Origin of the sequence: Dokdonia donghaensis DSW-1 (assembly GCF_001653755.1) — a bacterium.
GTDB lineage: Bacteria > Bacteroidota > Bacteroidia > Flavobacteriales > Flavobacteriaceae > Dokdonia > Dokdonia donghaensis.
This window is the reverse complement of the sequence record NZ_CP015125.1, coordinates 320,344-340,278: the sequence shown is the minus strand read 5'-3', so window position 1 is coordinate 340,278 and position 19,935 is coordinate 320,344. Positions and strand designations below refer to the sequence as shown.

Annotated in this window: 12 protein-coding genes and 2 tRNA genes; 6 read left to right on the top strand and 8 right to left on the bottom strand. The window is 38.3% G+C overall.

All coding sequences use genetic code 11. From position 1 onward, the window contains the following. Nucleotides 1-21 precede the first annotated feature (21 nt). Nucleotides 22-735 (bottom strand): queuosine precursor transporter, encoded by a 714-nt coding sequence (locus I597_RS01425; RefSeq protein WP_035325752.1) that lies wholly within the window; start codon nucleotides 733-735, stop codon nucleotides 22-24. Between the two features lie 96 nt (nucleotides 736-831). Here I597_RS01425 and folK point away from each other — a divergent pair, with 96 nt between their 5' ends. Further along, nucleotides 832-1,950 (top strand): 2-amino-4-hydroxy-6-hydroxymethyldihydropteridine diphosphokinase, encoded by a 1,119-nt coding sequence (folK, locus tag I597_RS01420; protein WP_081964983.1) that lies wholly within the window; start codon nucleotides 832-834, stop codon nucleotides 1,948-1,950. A 15-nt stretch (nucleotides 1,951-1,965) separates the two neighbouring features. Here folK and I597_RS01415 read toward each other — a convergent pair whose 3' ends face one another. Both I597_RS01415 and I597_RS01410 read right to left on the bottom strand, forming a co-directional pair. After that, complete coding sequence (locus I597_RS01415; RefSeq protein WP_160268170.1) at nucleotides 1,966-3,384, bottom strand: CotH kinase family protein; 1,419 nt, start codon at nucleotides 3,382-3,384, stop codon at nucleotides 1,966-1,968. A 103-nt stretch (nucleotides 3,385-3,487) separates the two neighbouring features. Further along, on the bottom strand, nucleotides 3,488-4,462 hold the full coding sequence (locus tag I597_RS01410) for a polyprenyl synthetase family protein (protein WP_035325748.1): 975 nt from the start codon (nucleotides 4,460-4,462) through the stop codon (nucleotides 3,488-3,490). A gap of 161 nt (nucleotides 4,463-4,623) precedes the next feature. Between I597_RS01410 and I597_RS01405 the strand changes: the two genes are divergently transcribed. Genes I597_RS01405 through I597_RS01390 form a run of 4 tightly spaced genes read left to right on the top strand, consistent with a single transcriptional unit; the run spans nucleotide 4,624 to nucleotide 11,332 of the window. Then, nucleotides 4,624-5,229, top strand: a complete 606-nt coding sequence (locus I597_RS01405; RefSeq protein WP_035325746.1) for a TetR/AcrR family transcriptional regulator — start codon at nucleotides 4,624-4,626, stop codon at nucleotides 5,227-5,229. Beyond that, complete coding sequence (locus I597_RS01400) at nucleotides 5,229-6,569, top strand: TolC family protein (protein ID WP_035325744.1); 1,341 nt, start codon at nucleotides 5,229-5,231, stop codon at nucleotides 6,567-6,569. The genes I597_RS01405 and I597_RS01400 overlap by 1 nt, the downstream gene beginning before the upstream one ends. Before the next feature lie 47 nt (nucleotides 6,570-6,616). Then, nucleotides 6,617-7,783, top strand: coding sequence for an efflux RND transporter periplasmic adaptor subunit (locus I597_RS01395; protein ID WP_035325743.1), 1,167 nt, complete (start codon nucleotides 6,617-6,619; stop codon nucleotides 7,781-7,783). Between the two features lie 3 nt (nucleotides 7,784-7,786). Next, nucleotides 7,787-11,332 carry an efflux RND transporter permease subunit gene (locus I597_RS01390; protein WP_035325741.1) on the top strand — a complete coding sequence of 1,182 codons (3,546 nt, stop codon included), beginning with the start codon at nucleotides 7,787-7,789 and terminating at the stop codon, nucleotides 11,330-11,332. Nucleotides 11,333-11,471: 139 nt separating this feature from the next. Here I597_RS01390 and I597_RS01385 read toward each other — a convergent pair whose 3' ends face one another. Both I597_RS01385 and I597_RS01380 read right to left on the bottom strand, forming a co-directional pair. Further along, on the bottom strand, nucleotides 11,472-12,794 hold the full coding sequence (locus I597_RS01385; protein ID WP_035325740.1) for a RagB/SusD family nutrient uptake outer membrane protein: 1,323 nt from the start codon (nucleotides 12,792-12,794) through the stop codon (nucleotides 11,472-11,474). Nucleotides 12,795-12,803: 9 nt separating this feature from the next. Continuing rightward, a complete protein-coding gene (locus tag I597_RS01380) occupies nucleotides 12,804-15,782 on the bottom strand; it encodes a SusC/RagA family TonB-linked outer membrane protein (RefSeq protein ID WP_035325739.1) in 2,979 nt (992 codons plus the stop codon). A 462-nt stretch (nucleotides 15,783-16,244) separates the two neighbouring features. Here I597_RS01380 and mutS point away from each other — a divergent pair, with 462 nt between their 5' ends. Further along, on the top strand, nucleotides 16,245-18,836 hold the full coding sequence (gene mutS / locus I597_RS01375; protein ID WP_201771783.1) for a DNA mismatch repair protein MutS: 2,592 nt from the start codon (nucleotides 16,245-16,247) through the stop codon (nucleotides 18,834-18,836). A 97-nt stretch (nucleotides 18,837-18,933) separates the two neighbouring features. On the opposite strand, the gene I597_RS01370 is transcribed toward mutS, so the two are convergent. The 3 genes from I597_RS01370 to I597_RS01360 form a co-directional block, all read right to left on the bottom strand. After that, nucleotides 18,934-19,212, bottom strand: coding sequence for a GIY-YIG nuclease family protein (locus tag I597_RS01370; RefSeq protein WP_035325736.1), 279 nt, complete (start codon nucleotides 19,210-19,212; stop codon nucleotides 18,934-18,936). 48 nt (nucleotides 19,213-19,260) lie between these two features. After that, nucleotides 19,261-19,344: transfer RNA gene (locus I597_RS01365), tRNA-Leu, on the bottom strand. A gap of 76 nt (nucleotides 19,345-19,420) precedes the next feature. After that, nucleotides 19,421-19,492, bottom strand: a tRNA-Gly gene (locus I597_RS01360). Nucleotides 19,493-19,935 lie beyond the last annotated feature (443 nt).

The following is a 19,935-nucleotide window of genomic DNA, read 5'->3' as shown; positions in this document are numbered from 1 at the left end:
CCTTAGTGTGAATATACTTGTTTATACAGGAAGCTTAATTTCTTCTCCTTCTTCAAGATTAAAACGCTTCTTAAATAGCCATACACCTAGATAAAGGAACGGTGTGTCGAATGCCGCTACGAGAATTTTAAATAAGAATCCACCTAGTAATAGTCCGCCAAATAAATTCCATTCTATTAACCCAAAAGCGCACAAGAGCAAAAGCACACTTGCCGTATCTATAAATTGTGATAAAAAGGTGGAGAAGTTATTTCTGAGCCACAGGTGTTTGCCCTTGGTTACTCGTTTCCAAAAATGATAAATGTGTATGTCTACATATTGCGCAAGTAAGTATGCCATCATACTTGCGAAAACCGCCAGCGCCGTAGCGCCAAATACGGTGGTAAAGAGACTATCACTTACAGGCGACCAGCTAGTAGCAGGAACGACTTTTGCCACATAAACGATGAGTAGCGAAAAGAGAGAGGCAAAAATGCCAGCAGTGACCATCTGGTTTGCTTTTTTTCTTCCGTAAATCTCGCTTACAATATCGGTAATAAGAAAGGTGATAGGGTAGGGAAGTATTCCTACAGAAATCTCAAAAGTATAAATGCCAAAAAAGTCCCAGCTAAAGAATTTTTGAAATATAAGGTTAGATACCACCAGGGCACATATAAAAAGAGCACCTAGTGTAAAATAGATGCGATAGGCTAGTTGTAAGTCCTTTGAATTTAAGTGACTAGAGATTTGATTCATTTTCTTAATAACTTCAATTTCAAAATTAGGGCATTGTGATTTTGATTTCCTTAATTTGTTGTGAAATCTTAAGCCCAACTTAGAATAGCTATCTCATTGCATACTATATACTTATCATTAGGCAGTAATCAAGGTAATACGTACGAGGCACTCAATAATGCAATTCAATTGCTTTTTGAGCGTGTAGGTCGTGTGCGCAAAATCTCACCAGTGTATCAAAGCCCAGCTTGGGGTTTTGATGGAGCAGATTTTCATAACTGTGCTGTAAAGATGGAAACATCACTATCTGCAAGTAAGCTCTTAGATGCAACGCAAGCTATAGAAAAGTTACTAGGCAGAGATAAAACAGAGGGAGAAGGATATCAATCACGATATATCGATATAGACATATTACTATATGACGATGTTGTAAAGAAAAAAGAGCGATTAACCATACCACACGAGCATATGCTCAAGCGTCGTTTTGTACTGCAACCGCTCGTAGATATAAGTGCAGAAGATGTAGCTCCTGTTTTTAATAAGTCATTTACAGAGCTGCTAGAAGACTGTGAAGATGATAGCATATTAACAAAGCAAGCAAAGTGGCTCAAGAAGCCACAAGACAGTATAGATCTAGGTGGTTACAATTATATAGCGATTGAAGGTAATATAGGCGCTGGTAAAACAAGTCTAGCTACAATGATCTCTGAGGAGTTTAATGCAAAGCTCATTTTAGAGCGATTTAAAGACAATGCATTTTTACCTAAATTTTACAAAGACCCAGATAGGTTTGCCTTCCCTCTAGAAATGTCTTTTCTAGCAGATCGCTATCAGCAATTGCTTGATGATATTGGTCAGTTTGATTTGTTTAAAGACTTTATGTGTGCAGATTATGATCGATATAAATCGCTCATCTTTGCACAAGTTACATTACAAGAAGAAGAGTATGTGCTGTACAAGCGTCTCCACGAGATGATGTATAAAGATATGCCACAACCAGACTTGTATGTGTATTTATATCAAAACACGGAGCGTTTGCTTAAAAATATAAAGAAGCGTGGCCGTAGTTATGAGAAAAGTATTGCTCCAGAGTATCTAGAAAAAATCAATCAAGGGTATCTAGATTTTATAAAGGGACAGCATAATCTTAATGTAAAGATTATAGACATCTCAGATCTTGATTTTGTAAAAAACCGCGAAGACTTTTTGAAGGTGATTAACTCTTTTACTGCTTAGTTTTACAGTCGCTTGTTATTTTAAATCACTAATGTATTTGTCCAAAAAGGCAAGTCTTTTTTTTGTCCATTCTTGCATATACGTAATACCTTCTTCCTCATAAATAAACGTGTCCCATACGAGCGCTTCTCTCTCGTAAACCTTCTGTTCTTTTAGTGACTTATAGGTATCCATTTGTTTTTTGAGCAACTGCTCTTCGCTTAAAACCCCTTGTCGTAAGGTGAGCCATCGCGCTTGAAAACGTGCAATAAAATCATCTGCATCTGTGGCGATAAGCCTTCTTAATAGTCCGTTGCTTAAAAAGTCATTTGTGGTATTTATACGCTTTCCGCTGTAAATGGTGCCTAGTGTTCCGTCCAAATCCCAAGGAGCATAAAAGTAAGGAGCTCCGGCATCATAACGTATTAGGTAGAGGTTTTTCCCTAGATTATCTGGTGCTCGTAGGGCATTTATATATAAGAAGTAATCTATAGCATTATCAAGTACAAATTGTTTTGAGATCGCTTTCGCGAAAGCGTCATCATCACTATTAACCACAAAGTCTGTAAAAGGATATACATTGTCCCAAGGCGCATTAGTAGGCGATGGGTACTTTATATCATAACCACCCCAGCTGGCTAAAAAATTCTTTGCAGGAGGTATAGAATCAAAGGAACTGGCCCCAAGGTAGCGTGCCCCTTGAAAGATCTCACCACGTGCGGTATCGCCTTTGTTTTTCTTTATCTTAACTAGCTTGCGATCTACCTGCTCCTGCAGTAAGAAAAGACCTTTGTAGCGACCATTTATAAACACCTCGCTATAAGCCGCGGTCGCACCAGCCTTTGCCTTAGGCTCTTTATCTAGATAATGCGGTGTGTAGATCTCATTCCAGAGATTAAGTGAGATAAAAGAGCGCATACGTAAGGGCTCGTTATAAAGTCCATCCAGAATCCAATCATCATCAGAGCGCATTCCAGCCAGCTTGTAGTCTTGATTTTCAAAACCTAGACTGTCTTTATAAAAGTTGAGGTCATAGGTTTTCTTCTTAAAAACAAGCGAACTGCTACCTCGTAGCTCAATACCGGCATAACTTGTAAATGTGATTTCCTCATCTGCATACCCAATGCGACACATACGTTTAGGCTCATTTACAATTTCTTGCGAGGCGTTTATAGTAATAAGCGGTAGGGATGTTATGTAAGCTTTATAGGTATTGTTATTAAGCTTGAGGGTGTGGGCTGTACTATATATAGAGTCTGTGCTATGAAGGGTAAGTGTGTATGAATCATTGCCCAGGGAGAAAACCTCCGTTTGTGATAGCTTTCTATTTTTTGGTATCTGTATGACGGCAATCTGTAACGAGTCATCTATAGCAAGTTGCTCACTATGCCAGGTAGTTTGAGCACAGCTAGAGAGGCTCACTGCGGCTAATAAAATAAATAGAAAATACTTCACGAGTAACATTGATTAGTTCTCGTAAATTTAAGCAAATGGAGTGCCATAATAAACTCTTAGTTAAAAGTTTACGAAGGGACTGCTTGTAAAAGGTGTATGCTCGCTAATATGTGCGCTTCATAAGCCCTTGCCCAAAAAGCCTGAGCGTTTCCTTTTTATCTTCTGAGATGTCTACATTATCAAGTGCGGTAAACGCTTTTTGAGTATACTTAGCTATTTCTTCTTCGGTTGCTTTTGCGGCGCCTGAGTCCAGAAACTGTTGCTTTACCGTCTCTATTTTATCTGTAGGGTCTGCCGGTGAGATAGAGAAAAAGTGCTCTAGCTGTTGTGCATCATCCTTGTTTGAATTTGCTAGGGCAGTGAGGTATAAAAATGTTTTTTTGTTTTCTATAATATCGCCACCTACTTGCTTTCCAAAACTCTCTGGATCGCCAAAGGCATCTAGATAATCATCTTGTAGTTGAAAAGCCAGTCCAAGATCACGGCCGTAGTTATAAATACCTTCTTGACAACTCTTTGATGCGCCAGCTACAATAGCTCCCATTTTAAGTGCAGCACCTACGAGAACAGCAGTTTTATACTCAATCATCTTCATATATTCTGGGATAGTCACATCGTCACGCGTCTCAAAATCTACATCATACTGTTGTCCCTCACAAACCTCTATTGCTGTTTTTGAAAATAGTTTTGCCAGCTCCTTAAAGGTGGCTCCCTCATAATTTTCAAAAAGCTGGTAGGCACGTATAAGCATTGCATCACCAGAAAGAATACCTGTGTTAATATCCCACTTCTCGTGCACCGTTTCTTCCCCGCGTCTCAAGGGTGCATCATCCATAATATCATCGTGCACTAGAGAGAAGTTATGAAAAATCTCTACTGCCAGCGCTGCATCTAGTGCATCCTTATAATCTTTTTCAAAAAGCTCACACGCCATAAGTGTAAGTACTGGACGCAATCTTTTACCACCTAGTTGTAAGATGTAATTAATAGGCTCATAAAGATTTTTAGGCTCTTTCTCTAGTGCGTGCTTGTTGAGATATTCTAAAAATATAGATGTGTATTCTGGTATGCTGTGCATAAATGGCAATTTTTTGTAAAAATAAGTGATAAAAGGAGATTATGCCCTATTACGCTTTCGCGAAAGCGCACAGTAAAAACTTACAGTTGTTAAATTTTAACTAAAGTTAACGGAAACTTTAAAAACTAAAAAAGTTTCCTACGTATCTTTGTGCCTTGACTATGAAAGAACAATTATTAAAAACTGCCACTGAACTGTTTTTAAATCAAGGATTTAAGAGCATTACTATGGATGATATTGCCCGTGAGATGGGAATGTCTAAAAAGACGGTGTACAGCTATTATGAAAATAAAGAGGCTATTGTCTCTGCCTGTGCTTTACACATATTTACTTCTGTGTGTGGAGGTATAGATGGGATATGCGCGCGTGAGATGAATCCTATAGAAGAGCTTTATGATATTAAAAAATATGTTCTTGAGCATATAAATGGTGAGCGTACCTCTTCTATGTATCAACTCCAAAAATACTATCCAAAAATACATCAAGAATTACGCAAGAGTCAGTACGACTATATGCAAAGCTGTGTGACTACAAATGTACTTAGAGGTATAGAGCAAGGACTTTTTATTAGCGAAATAAGTGTGCCGTTTGTGGTAAACATTTACTTCACCGGTATGACAGGTATTAAAGATGAGACGATTTTCCCTAGATCTGCTTTTCCTGTAGGAGACTTACACGATATGTATTTAGAGTATCACATACGCGGTATTGTAACCCCTAAGGGTAGAAAAATTTTAAATAAACTTATTAAATCTAACCATAACTAATGATACAGAGATTATATATAGCTGTAATGTTTCTTGCTAGTGTAGGCGTGACCGCACAGACTAGAAGTTTTACTGTAGAAGAGGCTGTGACTTTTGCTCTAGATAGCAACTACACAGCAATAAATAGCCGTCGTGATATCGCAAAGGCAATAAAGCAAAAGTGGGAGACCACAGCGAGTGGGTTACCACAGGTAAGCGCAAGTCTAGATTATAATTATCAAATCAAGCAGCCTACACAGCTTATACCAGCCGAGTTTACTGGAGGAGAGCCAGGTACTTTTATACCCGTAGTTTTTGGAACACAGCAAAATGCTACTGCGACCGCTACATTGAGTCAGCTTATTTTTGATGGTTCATACCTTGTAGGGCTACAAGCTGCAAAGACCTTTCTAGATTATTCTAAAAATGCAAATGAAAAAACACAACTCGAAGTACGCAAAGGAGTTATAAATGCTTATGGCGGTGTGTTACTTGCACAAGAAAGTGTAGCAATTTTAGATAGAAACATTGCAAACCTAGAAGATAACCTTAAGGAAACAAAACTCATTTTTGAAAATGGTTTTGCAGAAGAGGAAGATGTAGAGCAGCTACAAATCACTTATTTATCGCTTCAAAATCAGCGTGCAAATGCAAAGCGTATGGTGGTGATTGCAAAGCAAATGTTTAACCTCGCAATAGGTGTAGGGGTAGATGAGGAGACAGTTCTTAAAGATAGCTTAGAGTCACTTGCTGTTCCAGCACTAGGATTACTTAATGATACGGTTAACATTGAGCAAAATGTAAACTATAAGATTGTAAATAATCTTAATGAGCAAAGAGCACTAGAGCTCAAGCTAGAAAAGAGCAAGGCCTTACCTACACTAGGAGCATTTATAAACGTAGGAACCTTTGCAGGACGTAACGAGTTTAACTTTTTTGATAGTGATGAGAAGTGGTTTGCACAGTCTATCACAGGTTTTACACTCAACATCCCTATTTTCAGTTCTGGTATGCGTAATGCAAGAACAGCGCAAGCAGAGATTGCGCTAGATCAAGCAGCAACACAAAGAGAGGAGACAGAGCAACAGATAAAACTTGCTTATGCATCTGCAAAAAGTGATCACGAGCTTGCGATAGATAACTACAACACCGCGCTAGAAAACATCAAACTTGCAGAGCGCATTGAAAATAAAAACCAAGTAAAGTTTAGAGAAGGGCTTAGTACGAGTTTTGATTTAAGACAAGCACAAACGCAGCTTTACCAAGTACAGCAAGAATTAATACAGGCAATGCTACAAATTGTAACCACAAAAGCAGAGTTAGAGACTATTCTTAATGTACCTAACTATACAAACAACTAGTTTTTAAAAAGAGAATCCAAATAGTACCAATCAGTAATATTACAATGATGAAAAAATATATCACACTTGCCATCTTAAGTATCGCGCTAGCCTCTTGCGGTGGAGACAGTAACGAGAAATCTGTAGAAGCCCTTCTAGAGTCTGGATCTGTAGAGGAGTTACAGGCAAAACAAGAAGCACTTAAGGCAGATGTCGCAGCGACAAATGATCAACTAGCACAAATAGAAAAGGTGCTAGAAGAAAAGAACCCAAGAGATAAAAAAGAGGTTCTTATTACCACAATGACGGTAAAAGACACCTTGTTTAATCACTTTATAGAGGTGCAAGGTAATGTAGAGACTAAGCAAAATGTACTTATCTACCCAGAGTATCAAGGTACCTTATCTCGTGTAGTTGTAAAAGAAGGACAGCGCGTGCGTAAAGGGCAAACACTGGCTCGTATAGATGACGGTGGCCTAAGCAGTCAAGTAGCACAAATGGAATCTCAACTAGCACTTGCAAAAACTACTTTTGAGCGCCAGCAACGTCTTTGGGATCAAAAAATAGGGTCAGAAATACAATACCTACAGGCAAAAACACAATATGAGTCATCACAAAATATGGTGAGCCAGATTAAAAGTCAGCTGGGTAAAACAACGGTTACAGCTCCTTTTTCTGGAGTAATAGATGAGGTGATTACAGACCAAGGTACAGTGGTTGCTCCAGGTATGGCATTATTCAGAATCGTAAATCTGGATAATATGTATGTAGCAGCAGAGATTCCAGAAAGCTACCTGCCTACAGTAACTGCAGGTAAAAAGGTAAAAGTAGAGTTTCCAGTACTAGGAGAGTCTGTAGAGACTACCGTGCGCCAGACGGGTAATTATATCAAGCCATCAAACAGAAGTTTTGCAATAGAAGTAGATGTTCCTAATAAGGATGGAAAGGTAAAACCTAATCTTACAGCGAGACTTTCTATCAACGATTACACAGCAGAAAGTGCAATTTTAATCCCTCTCAATGTGATTAATGAAAATGCAGCTGGTGAGCAATTTGTGTATACCGCTTTCGCGAAAGCGGACGAAATGGTAGCACAGCAAAAAATCATCACTACAGGTAAATCACAAGGACCTAACATAGAAGTACTATCTGGTCTAGAAGTGGGAGATAAAATCATTGTAGAAGGTGCGAGATCTGTAAAAGATAACCAGCCAGTAAAAATCTTAACATACTAAGCGATGACAGATAAGAAAAAGAAAAATGTAAACAAGGAGTTTGCGATTTCAAGTTGGGCGATAGATAATCCTACGATTATTTACGTTCTTATGGCGCTGTTTCTTGCCTTAGGAATGGGAGCCTACCTAGGGATGGCTCGTGAGAACTTTCCGGAAATTAATGAGACTAAAATTTATATCTCTGCACCTTACCCAGGTAACACTGCCGAAGATATAGAACGTCTCATAGTAGATCCTCTAGAAGATAAACTGCAGAATCTTTCTGACGTGGTAGAAGTATTATCTACCTCACAAGAAGATTATGCGATCATCACAGTAGAGTTTAAAGAAGGTGTAGATGTACAAGTTGCAAAGCAACGTGTTAAGGATGAGGTAGACTCAGAAACTGCAAATGAGGACTGGCCTACGTTTAACAACGCAAAGGTAGAGCCTAATGTTTTTGACCTAAGTATCTCAGAAGAGACACCTATTCTTAATGTAAACGTATCTGGTAACTACCCTACTATAAAGCTCAAGGAGTATGCAGAGTACCTACAAGACGAGATTGAGAGCCTTAAGGAAATCAAGGAAGCAACCATACGTGGTGCTCAAGAACGCGAGGTAGAAGTAGCAGTAGATGTGTATAAAATGATTGCTGCACAAGTAAGTTTTAACGACATACTTGCTTCTATAGGTAACGAGAATATGACTCTCTCTGCAGGTAACCTTATAAGCAGTGGGCAGCGTCGTAACATACGTGTTATAGGAGAGATTCAAAGCCCAGAAGAGCTTGAAGACTTTGTGATCAAATCAGAAAATGGAGCGATATACCTAAAGGATATCGCAACGGTATCATTTACAGAAGAAGACAAAACTACTTATGCGCGTGACCTTACGCTTTATGATGGAGACACCGTAGATGATGAGGAGATAAGCGAGACAGTGGTAATGCTAGATGTAAAGAAACGTTCTGGCGAAAATATGATTGAAGCTGTTGAGCAAATCAACAAGATTATCGAAAACGCCACGGCAGAGGTCTTTCCTCCAGATGTAGTCGTACGTACAGCAAATGACCAGAGTGCCAAAACAGAAAACCAAGTAAACGACCTAGTAAACAATATCATCTTCGGGATTATACTTGTAGTAGGTGTACTTATGTTTTTCTTAGGATTTAAAAATGCACTCTTTGTAGGTTTTGCGATTCCTATGTCTATGTTTATGAGTTTTATGATCCTTAATTTAATGGGTTATACGATGAATACAATGATACTTTTTGCCCTCATTATGGGTCTAGGTATGCTTGTAGATAACGGGATTGTGGTGGTAGAAAACGTATACCGCCTTATGGATGAAGAAGGTATGGGACGCATAGAAGCAGCCAAAAAAGGTATAGGAGAGATTGCCTTCCCTATTATCATTTCTACACTTACTACCGTAGCAGCCTTTGTGCCGTTAGGACTATGGCCAGGTATTATGGGGCAGTTTATGATTTACTTCCCTATCACATTATCTGTGGTACTAGGTTCATCATTATTTGTGGCAATATTTATAAACTCGATGCTCGTATCACAGTTTATGAATACAGAGGAGAAGGCGCTTTCGCGAAAATTTCTCATCCGCACATCACTCATTATGTTGCCTATTGGGTTAATGATATTATTTTTAGGAGGAAGCATACGCGGTCTAGGAAGTCTAGTGCTAGCGACTATTATCTTTATGTGGATCTACAAATACCTACTGAAAGGTGCCGCCGATGTTTTTCAGCAGCGTTTCCTTACGTGGCTTGAGAAGGTGTATAAAAACTTCTTAGGGTGGTCTATTAGGGGCTACAGACCTATTGCATTTGTAGGAGGTATTTTTCTACTGTTAATTTTAACTTTTATGGCATTTGGAGGTTCTATAGGTGCAGGTCGTACCGCTATAGAGTTCTTCCCAGATAATAAGCCTAACCAGATTACGGTGTATATCGAGTATCCAGAGGGGACAGCCATCGAGAAAACAAATGCCATTACTAAAGAGATAGAGCAGCGCGTCTTTAAAGTATTTAATGACGAAGCATATCTAGAGGGCGAAGATTACAATGCTCTTGTAGAAACTTCTGTATCACAAGTAGGTGAGGGTGCAGGTAATCCTCAAACAGATGGCGGTAGTGCTGCCGAAATGCCGCATAAAGCAAAAATTACGGCAACAATGCGTGAGTATAAGTACCGTAACGAGGCAGATAGTGAAGAGCTGCGCTTTAAAGTGCAAGATGCCGTGCGAGGTGTGTATCCAGGGGTTGTAATTACAGTAGAAAAAGATGCTGCAGGACCACCACAAGGATACCCTATTAACATCGAGCTAGAAGGTAAAGATTACCAAGAACTCATTATCGCAGCAGAGCAAATGCGTAACTATATCAACAGCCGTAACGTGCCAGGTGTAGATGAGCTTAAGATTAATGTAAATAGAGGTAAACCAGGTACAGAGGTCATCGTAGATCGCCAGAAGGCTGGAGAGCTAGGTGTGGCAACCGGTCAAGTGGGTATGCAGCTGCGTCGTTCTATCTTTGGGGATAAAGCTGGAGTATATAAGAAAGACGGAGAAGATTATGACATCTACGTGCGCTTTAATGAAGAGCAGCGTTATGATAAATCTGCTTTGTTTAATCAGAATATTACGTTTAGAGATCCAGCAACTGGGCAAGTGAAAGAAGTGCCAGTGAGTGCTGTTACTACTACAAAAAATACATCATCTTTTAGCGCGATCAAGCACAGAGATTCAAAACGTGTGGTAACGGTATATTCTAACCTTGCTGCTGGATTTACAGATGCGGGTGTGGTAGTTGCAGCCATTCAAGAAGAGATGAAAAACTTTGATGGTGTGCCTAAGGATATCAAGGTAAATTATACAGGACAAATTGAAGAACAAGCTAAAGAGATGAACTTCTTAGTAAGTGCCTTCTTTGGAGGTCTTGCATTGATTTTCTTCTTACTTATTTTCCAGTTTAGCTCTATATCAAAACCAGTGATTATTATGATTGCAATCTTCTTGAGCTTTATAGGGGTTTTTGGAGGTATTATTATAAGTGGAGCGCCTTTCGTTATTATAATGACTATGATGGGTATTATATCACTTGCTGGTATTGTGGTAAATAATGGGGTGGTCCTTCTAGACTACACGCAGTTATTAGTAGATAGAAAAGAAGTAGCGCTAGGTCTTGAAGACAAGCAATTGCTTGATAAAAAAACAATGCAAGAATTGATTATAGAAGGAGGTCGTGCACGTTTACGCCCAGTATTGCTTACTGCCATCACAACCGTTCTTGGTCTAATACCGCTTGCCATAGGAATTAACATAGACTTTTTTGGATTGTTCCAAGAGTTTGATGCAGGGGTTTATGTAGGAGGTGATAACGTGATTTTCTGGGGGCCACTTGCGTGGACAGTAATCTACGGGTTAATCATAGCTACCTTCCTTACTCTTATTATCGTACCATTGCTATATTACATAGTATATCGTATTAAATATAAAATACGAGGAGGTAAAGAAACAGCAGCAGAAGAAAAAGAGCTGCCAGAAGCGGCATAATTTGTTAGTTAGTTAAGTGTGGAAAAGCGCATTCGGCAATAAGCTGAGTGCGCTTTTTTTGTGGGTAATTACGCTTTCGCGAAAGCATAAAAAAACACCCTATACGCAGGGTGTTTTAGAATTGCTCAATAACTTAATATTAAAGTTCTGTAAGCGGTATCGGAAATTGAGAGAATACATCATCATTTGCTCTGTCTATAGGGAGCTCATCAAGACGATTGTAACGACGTACATCAATCCATCTGTGTCCTTCTGCATAGAGTGAGTACCTACGTTGTGTAAGCATCTCATCTGTAAGAGAAGCAGCATCCATAGCTCCGGTATAAGGATCCAGTCCAGCACTTTCACGTATGATATCTAAAGCTGTAACTGCCTCCATAGGGTTAATTGTAATGTTTGCCTCTGCGTATAATAAGAGTAGTTCTTCTTTACGTATGATTGGAATAGGGTCTACGTTACTAGTATATCTAAACACATCATACTCTCCAGTAAGACCATCTAGAGTAAGAGCAGATTCCCTAAGCACAACTTTGTCAAGACGTTGGTCATCTGTCTCGGCATCTGTGATAAAAGATGGTTGTGCAATACGAGCACCTGCAGTAGATGAGTTGAGAGCAAAAAACATAGGGTTAAGAATATCTGTCTGGTCTTGAGTAAAGTTGTGATAAACACCTAAATCTAATTCATTATTATCTAGTGTTAAAAATGAATCTTCAAGAGATGATAGTACGCCAGCAAAATCGCCTTGATATGCAGCCACACGTGCCGCAAGCGCATTACTTACTTGGCTAAAGCTTGCTGGAGTATTAAAATCTCCAAAGCCCGAAGAAAGTACAAATGGAAATGCATCACCACCAGCGCTTAGGTCTAAGGCAGCAGCATCTAGTGTTGATTTTATAAAGCTTAACGCTTCACTTTTTGAAACAATAGGTCCTAGATTAGTCTCATCTGCTACATCTATACGTATACCACCTTCATCTGTAAGATTAAGGTTGAGAAGTAGCTCGTGTGCAATCATTGTATTAAGAAATCCTCTTGTTGCACTAAGCTCTTCGTTAGTAAATATTGCAGAGAGATCTTGGGCTTCGAGAAAACCTAAAATAAGATTTGCATTTTTTACAGTTCTATAGCGGGCAGACCAGGGGGTTGTGATATAAAACGTGTTATTGTCTAGCACAGAGTTCTCACCACCTAGTAAATCACTAGTAAAACGCGGGTCAGAACTTGAGAATCTATAGTATTCTCTTCCTATAACTCCGCAGTCGTCATAGTAGGTGCCAAGCCCAACTCTTGAGCTGTATAAAATCCCTCCTACGAGATCTTGTAGGTCACCCCTTGTTAGGTTTTCTGCAAAAGCATCAACCTCAGGGTTATTTAAATCTGAATATTCTTGAACTTCACAAGAATAAAACCCGGCGCAAATACTTAATGCGAGTAGGCTTTTTATAAAATATTTTTTCATCTTTTTATATTAAAAGTTTACAGCGAGGTTAAATAAGAATCGCTTAGAAGATGGGAAAGGTGTAACCTCTACACCGGTAAAGATACCGCCACCACCAAAGTTTGATACTTCTGGATCATAACTGTTATAGTCAAATATGTTAATTAGGTTAGTACCTGAGAAGCCAACTTTAATGTTATCTATATTACCACCTAAAAAGTTTTCTAGAGTAGCAGAAGGAAGCGTGTAGTATAAACCTACTTCACGTAATCTTAAGTAAGATGCATCCTCTACAAATACCTCTGCAGATGATCCTAGTTGACTTACTCTATATGGTCCATTTGCAAGCGTACCGGTTGGATCTAAACCAGAGTCGTCATAATCTGCACTTGTGCCATTAAGATCAGATAGAAGTGTAGTTAAGTTAATGTTATCTCCACCTTTCTTCCATTGCCATAAAAATGATAATTGAAAATCTTTATATTGAAGGCTATTATTAAGCGCCATTTGAAAATCTGGCTCAGAATCTCCAAACTTCTGGAATCCATTTGCTCCAGGGTTAGGTCCTATACCTACAATTTGAGTTGCGCTTGACCCTTCCTCAATTCTAAAGGTTCCTAATGTCGCTCCAAAAGCTCCTACGTTAAAAGGATCTACATCAAGACGAGTGATTTTTGAAGTGTTTTTAAACCAGTTTACACTAGCATCCCAAACGAAGTTTTCTGACTCGATGATAGTGCTGTTAAGAGATAGCTCAATACCTTTATTTTGTAATTCACCTGCATTAACAAACTCGCTAGTAAAACCTGAAGAAGGTGATAGTGCAGAGTTGAGAATTAAATCATCTACAGTTTTGATATAGTAAGTTGCAGAAAAATCTATCTTATTATTAAGGAAAGTAATATCTGTACCAAATTCAAGTTCTTTTTGACGTTCTGGGCTTAATCCAGCGTCTCCACGTACACCTACAAGACTTATACCTAGTAATCCATCTGTAGAGAATGAAGTATATGAGGTAAATAGTGCGCCAAATGGAGCAAAGTTGCCAGCTTCTCCATAAGCCGTTCTAAGCTTAAGTTTGTTTATAAAGCCATCTTCTTTCCAAAAATCAAACTTATTGATATTGGCAGCAAGGGAAGCTTTTGGGTAATAGTTTAACTTATTTGCATCCCCATTATTTGAAGACTTATCGCCTCTAAGGCCTATAGCTCCTATAAGTTTGTCTTGGTAGTTAATCTCTTCTTGTACAAAAAATCCTGCATCTTCTTGAAGTAGTCTAAACTGGTTAGTACCCGTATTAGCCGCTTGATCAACATTAGTTTCAGACGCTACAAGGCCACTTGCTGTGATAAGTTGTGTGTTTCTGTCAAAATACTCGCGAGTTATACCAGCTTGAGTTCTAAAAGATAGATCATTATCTGTTCTATAATTATGAACTAAAAATGCTGCTAGGTTGTAGTTTCTATTTTGAGTATCTCCTTGTACGGCAACACCATTTTGACCACCATTTTCAGGTCGTTGAAATTGTAAATCTTTAGGGAAGATAGCTCTTGACTTCTGTCCATAGGTATCAAGTCCACCACGCATTATTAATTCTAGGCTTGACTTTTCAGCCTTGAAAATATCAAGATTTGCAGAGGCGCCTATGATAAATCTATCTACTGTTTCTCTATTTGTTACTCTATCGCGTGTCTGTAAAGGGTTAGACGCACCGGCTGGGTTGTCTGGATACACACCATTTTCATCTGGAAATAGTTCTAACCAAGGTGTTGTTCCTGTTAATGTAACTCCAATAGTTGTTCCTGAGTTGTCATTATTAAAGAAACCACGATCAGACTTTGAGTTGATATAGTTTGTATTAAGAGATACTTTTAAAAAGTCTGTTGCTCTGTGATCTAAATTTAATCTAAGAGAGGTTTTCTCATATCCAGTATTTTTTACAATACCATTTTCATTACTATGCGTAACTCCAGCATAAAATCTAGTTTTGGTATCACCACCACTCATACTAAAGTTGGTTTTACTTATAAGACCTTTCTCGCCAAAAATTTCTTCTTCATAATCTACTAGGCGACCTTCATTTCTAGCTGCTATAAAAAGTGGCACAGCATCTGGACCAAAACTATCTTCTACACGCTGCTCGTTGTAGTTACGTAATCCTAAGAGTTTAGTCACTTGAGTCCATCCAAAGGATTGACCAAATTTAAACTGTGTTTCTCCAGCTTTACCTTTTTTGGTGGTGATAATAACTACCCCAGCTGCGGCACGAGACCCATAAATAGCAGCAGCAGAAGCTCCTTTTAATATCTCGATGTTCTGTATATCATCTGGGTTAATATCTGCTATTCTATTTGTTGGGTTGTCTTGGTTTGAAGCACTACCTCCAGCCGATGCTGCAGATACTGCATTAAGACCAGCAGAGATAGAAGAGTTGTCTACATATACACCATCTATAATATATAATGGTTGTGTATTACCTTGTATAGAAGTTGCTCCACGTAATTTTATAGAAAGTCCTCCACCAGGTGCTCCAGAGTTTTGACTCACTAGCGCTCCGGCAAATTTTCCGTAAAGCGCACCGTCTAGTGTAGGTGGTGGTGTTGTACCTGTAATTTGCTCGGCAGAGATTGATGCAACGGCATTTGCTGCGTTAGATCTTTTTACAGAAGACGCAAGTCCAGAAATAACAACTTCATCTAGTGATTCAGAAGATTCTTCAAGAGTTACATTAAGTGTTTGTGAGCTAGTAACTGCAATTTCTTGAGTTGCGTAGCCTAAATAAGTAAATTCTAATGTTCCAGAGTCGCCAGATAATGTTATAGAATAATTTCCGTCAAAATTTGATGTAGTTCCGTTTGATGTTCCTTTTTCAATAACGTTTACAAAAGGAATTGGGTTATTTCCTGCATCACTTATAACTCCAGTAACGACAGATTGACCCATCATTGCACAAGGAATTAAAAATAACAAGAAATAAACCATTTTGATGAATGGATGTTTTTGTTTCATATAATTTGGATTTTAAATTCGTATCCAAATTATAAATAATATTTAATATAAATTACATATAAGTGTGTATTTGTTAATGAAAAGCTTAATTATATGTGATTTTTAAGGATAATTCATATTTTTATTGAAAATAATGATTTTTCTTACAGTTGTTTGCGGTGGGTTTCAGTATTTAATAGTTTTAAGATATTGAAAATAAAAACACAATAAATTATTCCTATTGTTTTTGGATGATTTTAAATTGGTTTAAATCGATTTTATATTTAGCGGGTTGTGCTTGTGTGTTGGCCGCAGTAAAAAGCTCTTAAAACGCTTTATTTTACGCTTTCGCGAAAGCGGACTAAAAAAATGTGTAAAACTGGGGATAACATTCCTTAGGTCATTAATGTCAACACAAAAGAATGGCGTATTTTTATTTTCCTTAAAAATTACAGTTTGGCAAAGAAGAAAGTGACCCCATTAATGCAACAATACAATGGTATCAAGGCAAAATATCCTGATGCTTTGTTACTCTTTAGAGTTGGCGATTTTTATGAAACATTTGGTGAAGATGCAGTAAAAGCTGCTGCCATTCTCAATATCACGTTAACTAATCGTAATAATGGTGGAGAGCGCACTGAGCTTGCGGGCTTCCCGCATCACTCACTTAATACCTACCTGCCTAAACTCGTAAAAGCGGGTTGTCGTGTCGCTATTTGTGATCAACTTGAGGACCCAAAACAAACAAAAAAAATCGTAAAGCGAGGCGTTACAGAGCTTGTCACACCTGGCGTTGCGATGAATGATGATATACTCTCTGCAAAGACAAATAACTTTCTGGGAGCTGTATATTTTGAAAAAGACAAGGTGGGTGTTTCTTTTTTAGATGTGTCTACGGGAGAGTATCTTACGGCTCAAGGAGATGTCGCTTATGTAGATAAGTTGCTCCAGAATTTTGCACCTAGTGAATTACTTGTTTCTAAGGCTCAAAAAAAGAAATTCATAGAGTCATATGGGCCAGATTATCACACTTTTTATCAAGAAGATTGGGTTTTTCACATAGATTATGCGAGAGAATCATTGCATAAGCACTTTAATGTGAAGTCTCTTAAAGGTTTTGGTGTTGAGCATCTTACGGCAGGTATTATAGCTGCTGGGGCTGCTTTACATTATCTAGGAGAAACGCAACACCATAAGCTACAGCATATCACAAGCATAAGTCGTATTGCTGCAGATGATTATGTGTGGATGGATCGCTTTACCATACGTAACTTAGAGCTATATAACTCTGCTTCTGGAGTAAAGGCTATCACCTTAATAGATATAATAGATAAAACCACTTCTGCAATGGGCGGGCGTCTTCTTAAAAGGTGGCTTGCATTACCGCTTAAAAGGCTAGATGAGATAAAGCGACGTCACGAGGTGGTCTCATTTTTATCAGACAATGGTGATATTTTTGATAAAATGCAGTCTCATATCAAACAGATAGGAGACCTCGAGCGTTTAATAAGTAAGGTTGCAACAGGCAAGATTAGCCCGCGAGAAGTCATACAGCTCAAAAACTCTCTTGAAGCTATTGTGCCTATTAAAGCTATTGCTTCTCAAGCAGATAACGACTCGCTAAAAATCATAGCAGAACAGCTCCAAAACTGTGAAGTATTACGTTCTAAAATAAAAGAAACCTTAAGAGAAGAGGCTCCTGTCTCTATCGTAAAAGGTGGCGCAATTGCTCCTGGTTTTCATAAAGAACTAGATGATTTAAGGGCACTGTCACAAGGTGGTAAGGATTACCTAGAAAAGATGCTGGAGCGCGAGACAGAGCGCACAGGTATTACTTCTTTAAAAATAGCATCAAATAACGTTTTTGGGTATTACATAGAAGTAAGAAACACCCATAAAGATAAGGTGCCTGAGGAGTGGATCAGAAAACAAACTCTTGTCAATGCTGAGCGTTATATTACAGATGAGCTTAAGGAGTATGAGGGTAAAATACTTGGAGCAGAAGAGCGTATACAAGCCATAGAGCAGCAACTATTTACAGAGCTTGTGAGTTGGGTAGGTGGTTTTATCCCGCAAGTACAGGCTAATGCAACACAAATTGCACAACTTGATTGCTTGCTTGGGTTTACACAACTGGCAAGAGAAAATAATTATGTGAGACCCACCCTAGATGAGTCTCAAGTAATAGATATAAAGGAAGGGCGTCACCCTGTTATAGAAAAGCAATTACCACTAGGTGAGGCATATGTTACAAATGATGTATATCTAGATAGTGCAGATCAACAAATGATTATGATTACTGGACCTAATATGTCTGGTAAGAGTGCTATTTTAAGGCAAACAGCGTTAATAGTGTTGCTTGCTCAAATGGGAAGTTTTGTGCCAGCGCAAGCGGCTCACATAGGCCTAGTAGATAAGATTTTTACCAGAGTAGGAGCTAGTGATAATATATCTATGGGTGAGAGTACCTTTATGGTAGAGATGAATGAAACAGCTAGTATACTTAATAACTTGAGCGATCGCAGCCTTGTGTTGTTAGATGAAATAGGTAGGGGGACAAGTACCTACGACGGTATATCAATAGCCTGGGCAATAAGTGAGTACCTGCACGAGCACCCTGGCAGGCCAAAAACGCTTTTTGCCACACACTATCACGAGCTCAACGAGATGTGTGAAACCTTTGAGCGTATTAAGAACTATAACGTCTCTGTAAAAGAGCTTAAAGACAATGTCTTATTTCTACGTAAACTGGTGCCAGGAGGAAGTGCGCATAGTTTTGGTATACACGTAGCAAAAATGGCGGGAATGCCACAGCAAGTATTGCGTCGCGCTACTAAGATGATGGGTAAACTAGAAAAGTCTCACGGTAGTGAAGAGCTTACGGGTACCCTAAAAGATGCTGCAGAGGAAGAAATGCAACTTAGCTTCTTTAATCTAGATGATCCATTACTAGAAGAAATAAAAGAAGAGATACTTCATATAGATATTGACACGCTTACACCGGTGGAAGCACTTATGAAACTCAATGAGATAAAAAGAATGCTTGTTAAGAAAAAGAGTAAATCAACATCTTAATGTGTTAACATTAAATTGATTAAAGCAAAAAAAAAGCTTCCTGAATGAAAGTCTTTTGTACTCGAGACGGGTCCCTGTAGCTATCGGGATGAACCTGTTATTTATACTTTTGAATCAGCTCTTGTGTTATTTCGTCATACTTCTTGAGGTTTACTAAATATGTTTTGCTTTTCATATTCTTGATATGCTTTTCGATTCTCTGTGCTTGTTGATATTCTAAATTTATTATTTTAAAGAAGATTTTCCAATCTTGTGCTCTAGCCGTAAACCCTTTATTGTTTAATATATGTTGCTGAATTCTTTGTTCTAAATCTAGGCAGCTGCCTATATAATAGCGGTCAAGGTTATCGGAATAGAGGATATAGACTATAGCCATTATTAATAGTTATAAAATAAAAAAGGCTTCCTAAATGGAAGCCTTTTGTACTCGAGACGGGACTTGAACCCGTACGTCCTAATGGACATTGGATTTTAAGTCCAACGTGTCTACCAATTCCACCACTCGAGCATATTCTCACGGATGTGAAAATAAAATTGGTATATTTTCTATACGCTTTCGCGAAAGCGTAATTATTTAAAATTTGAGCGAAAGACGAGATTTGAACTCGCGACCCCCACCTTGGCAAGGTGATGCTCTACCCCTGAGCTACTTTCGCATTTCATTCTGTAAAGAACATCACTATTTCTCATAGCGGATGCAAATTTAAGTCTTTTCTAGTTTTTACAAAGGGTTTTCTACATTTTTTTGACAAAATAAAATTAAGCACTGCTAGCTCTAGGGGAAATGATGTTTCTCACTCTGAGATTTTTAAAAAATTTCCGAACCGAACCTTAAGGCAGTTCGTATGTATTTATAATTTGTGATTTTTGACGTATAGTTAATTGTCTGTTATTAAGCAATTTAGGTAAAATAAATTAATGTCGTTCGTCGACACTAAACTTCATTTAATCGATATAAATAAATCAATTAATCGTTAAAAAGTTAAATATTAACGATTAAGTGTATATTTGTAGTATGTTATACAAGTAATTAAATTAGATTTGTAAGTAAGATTTTGATTTCCTCTTTTGGGGATGGGCATATCTAGTTTTATTGATT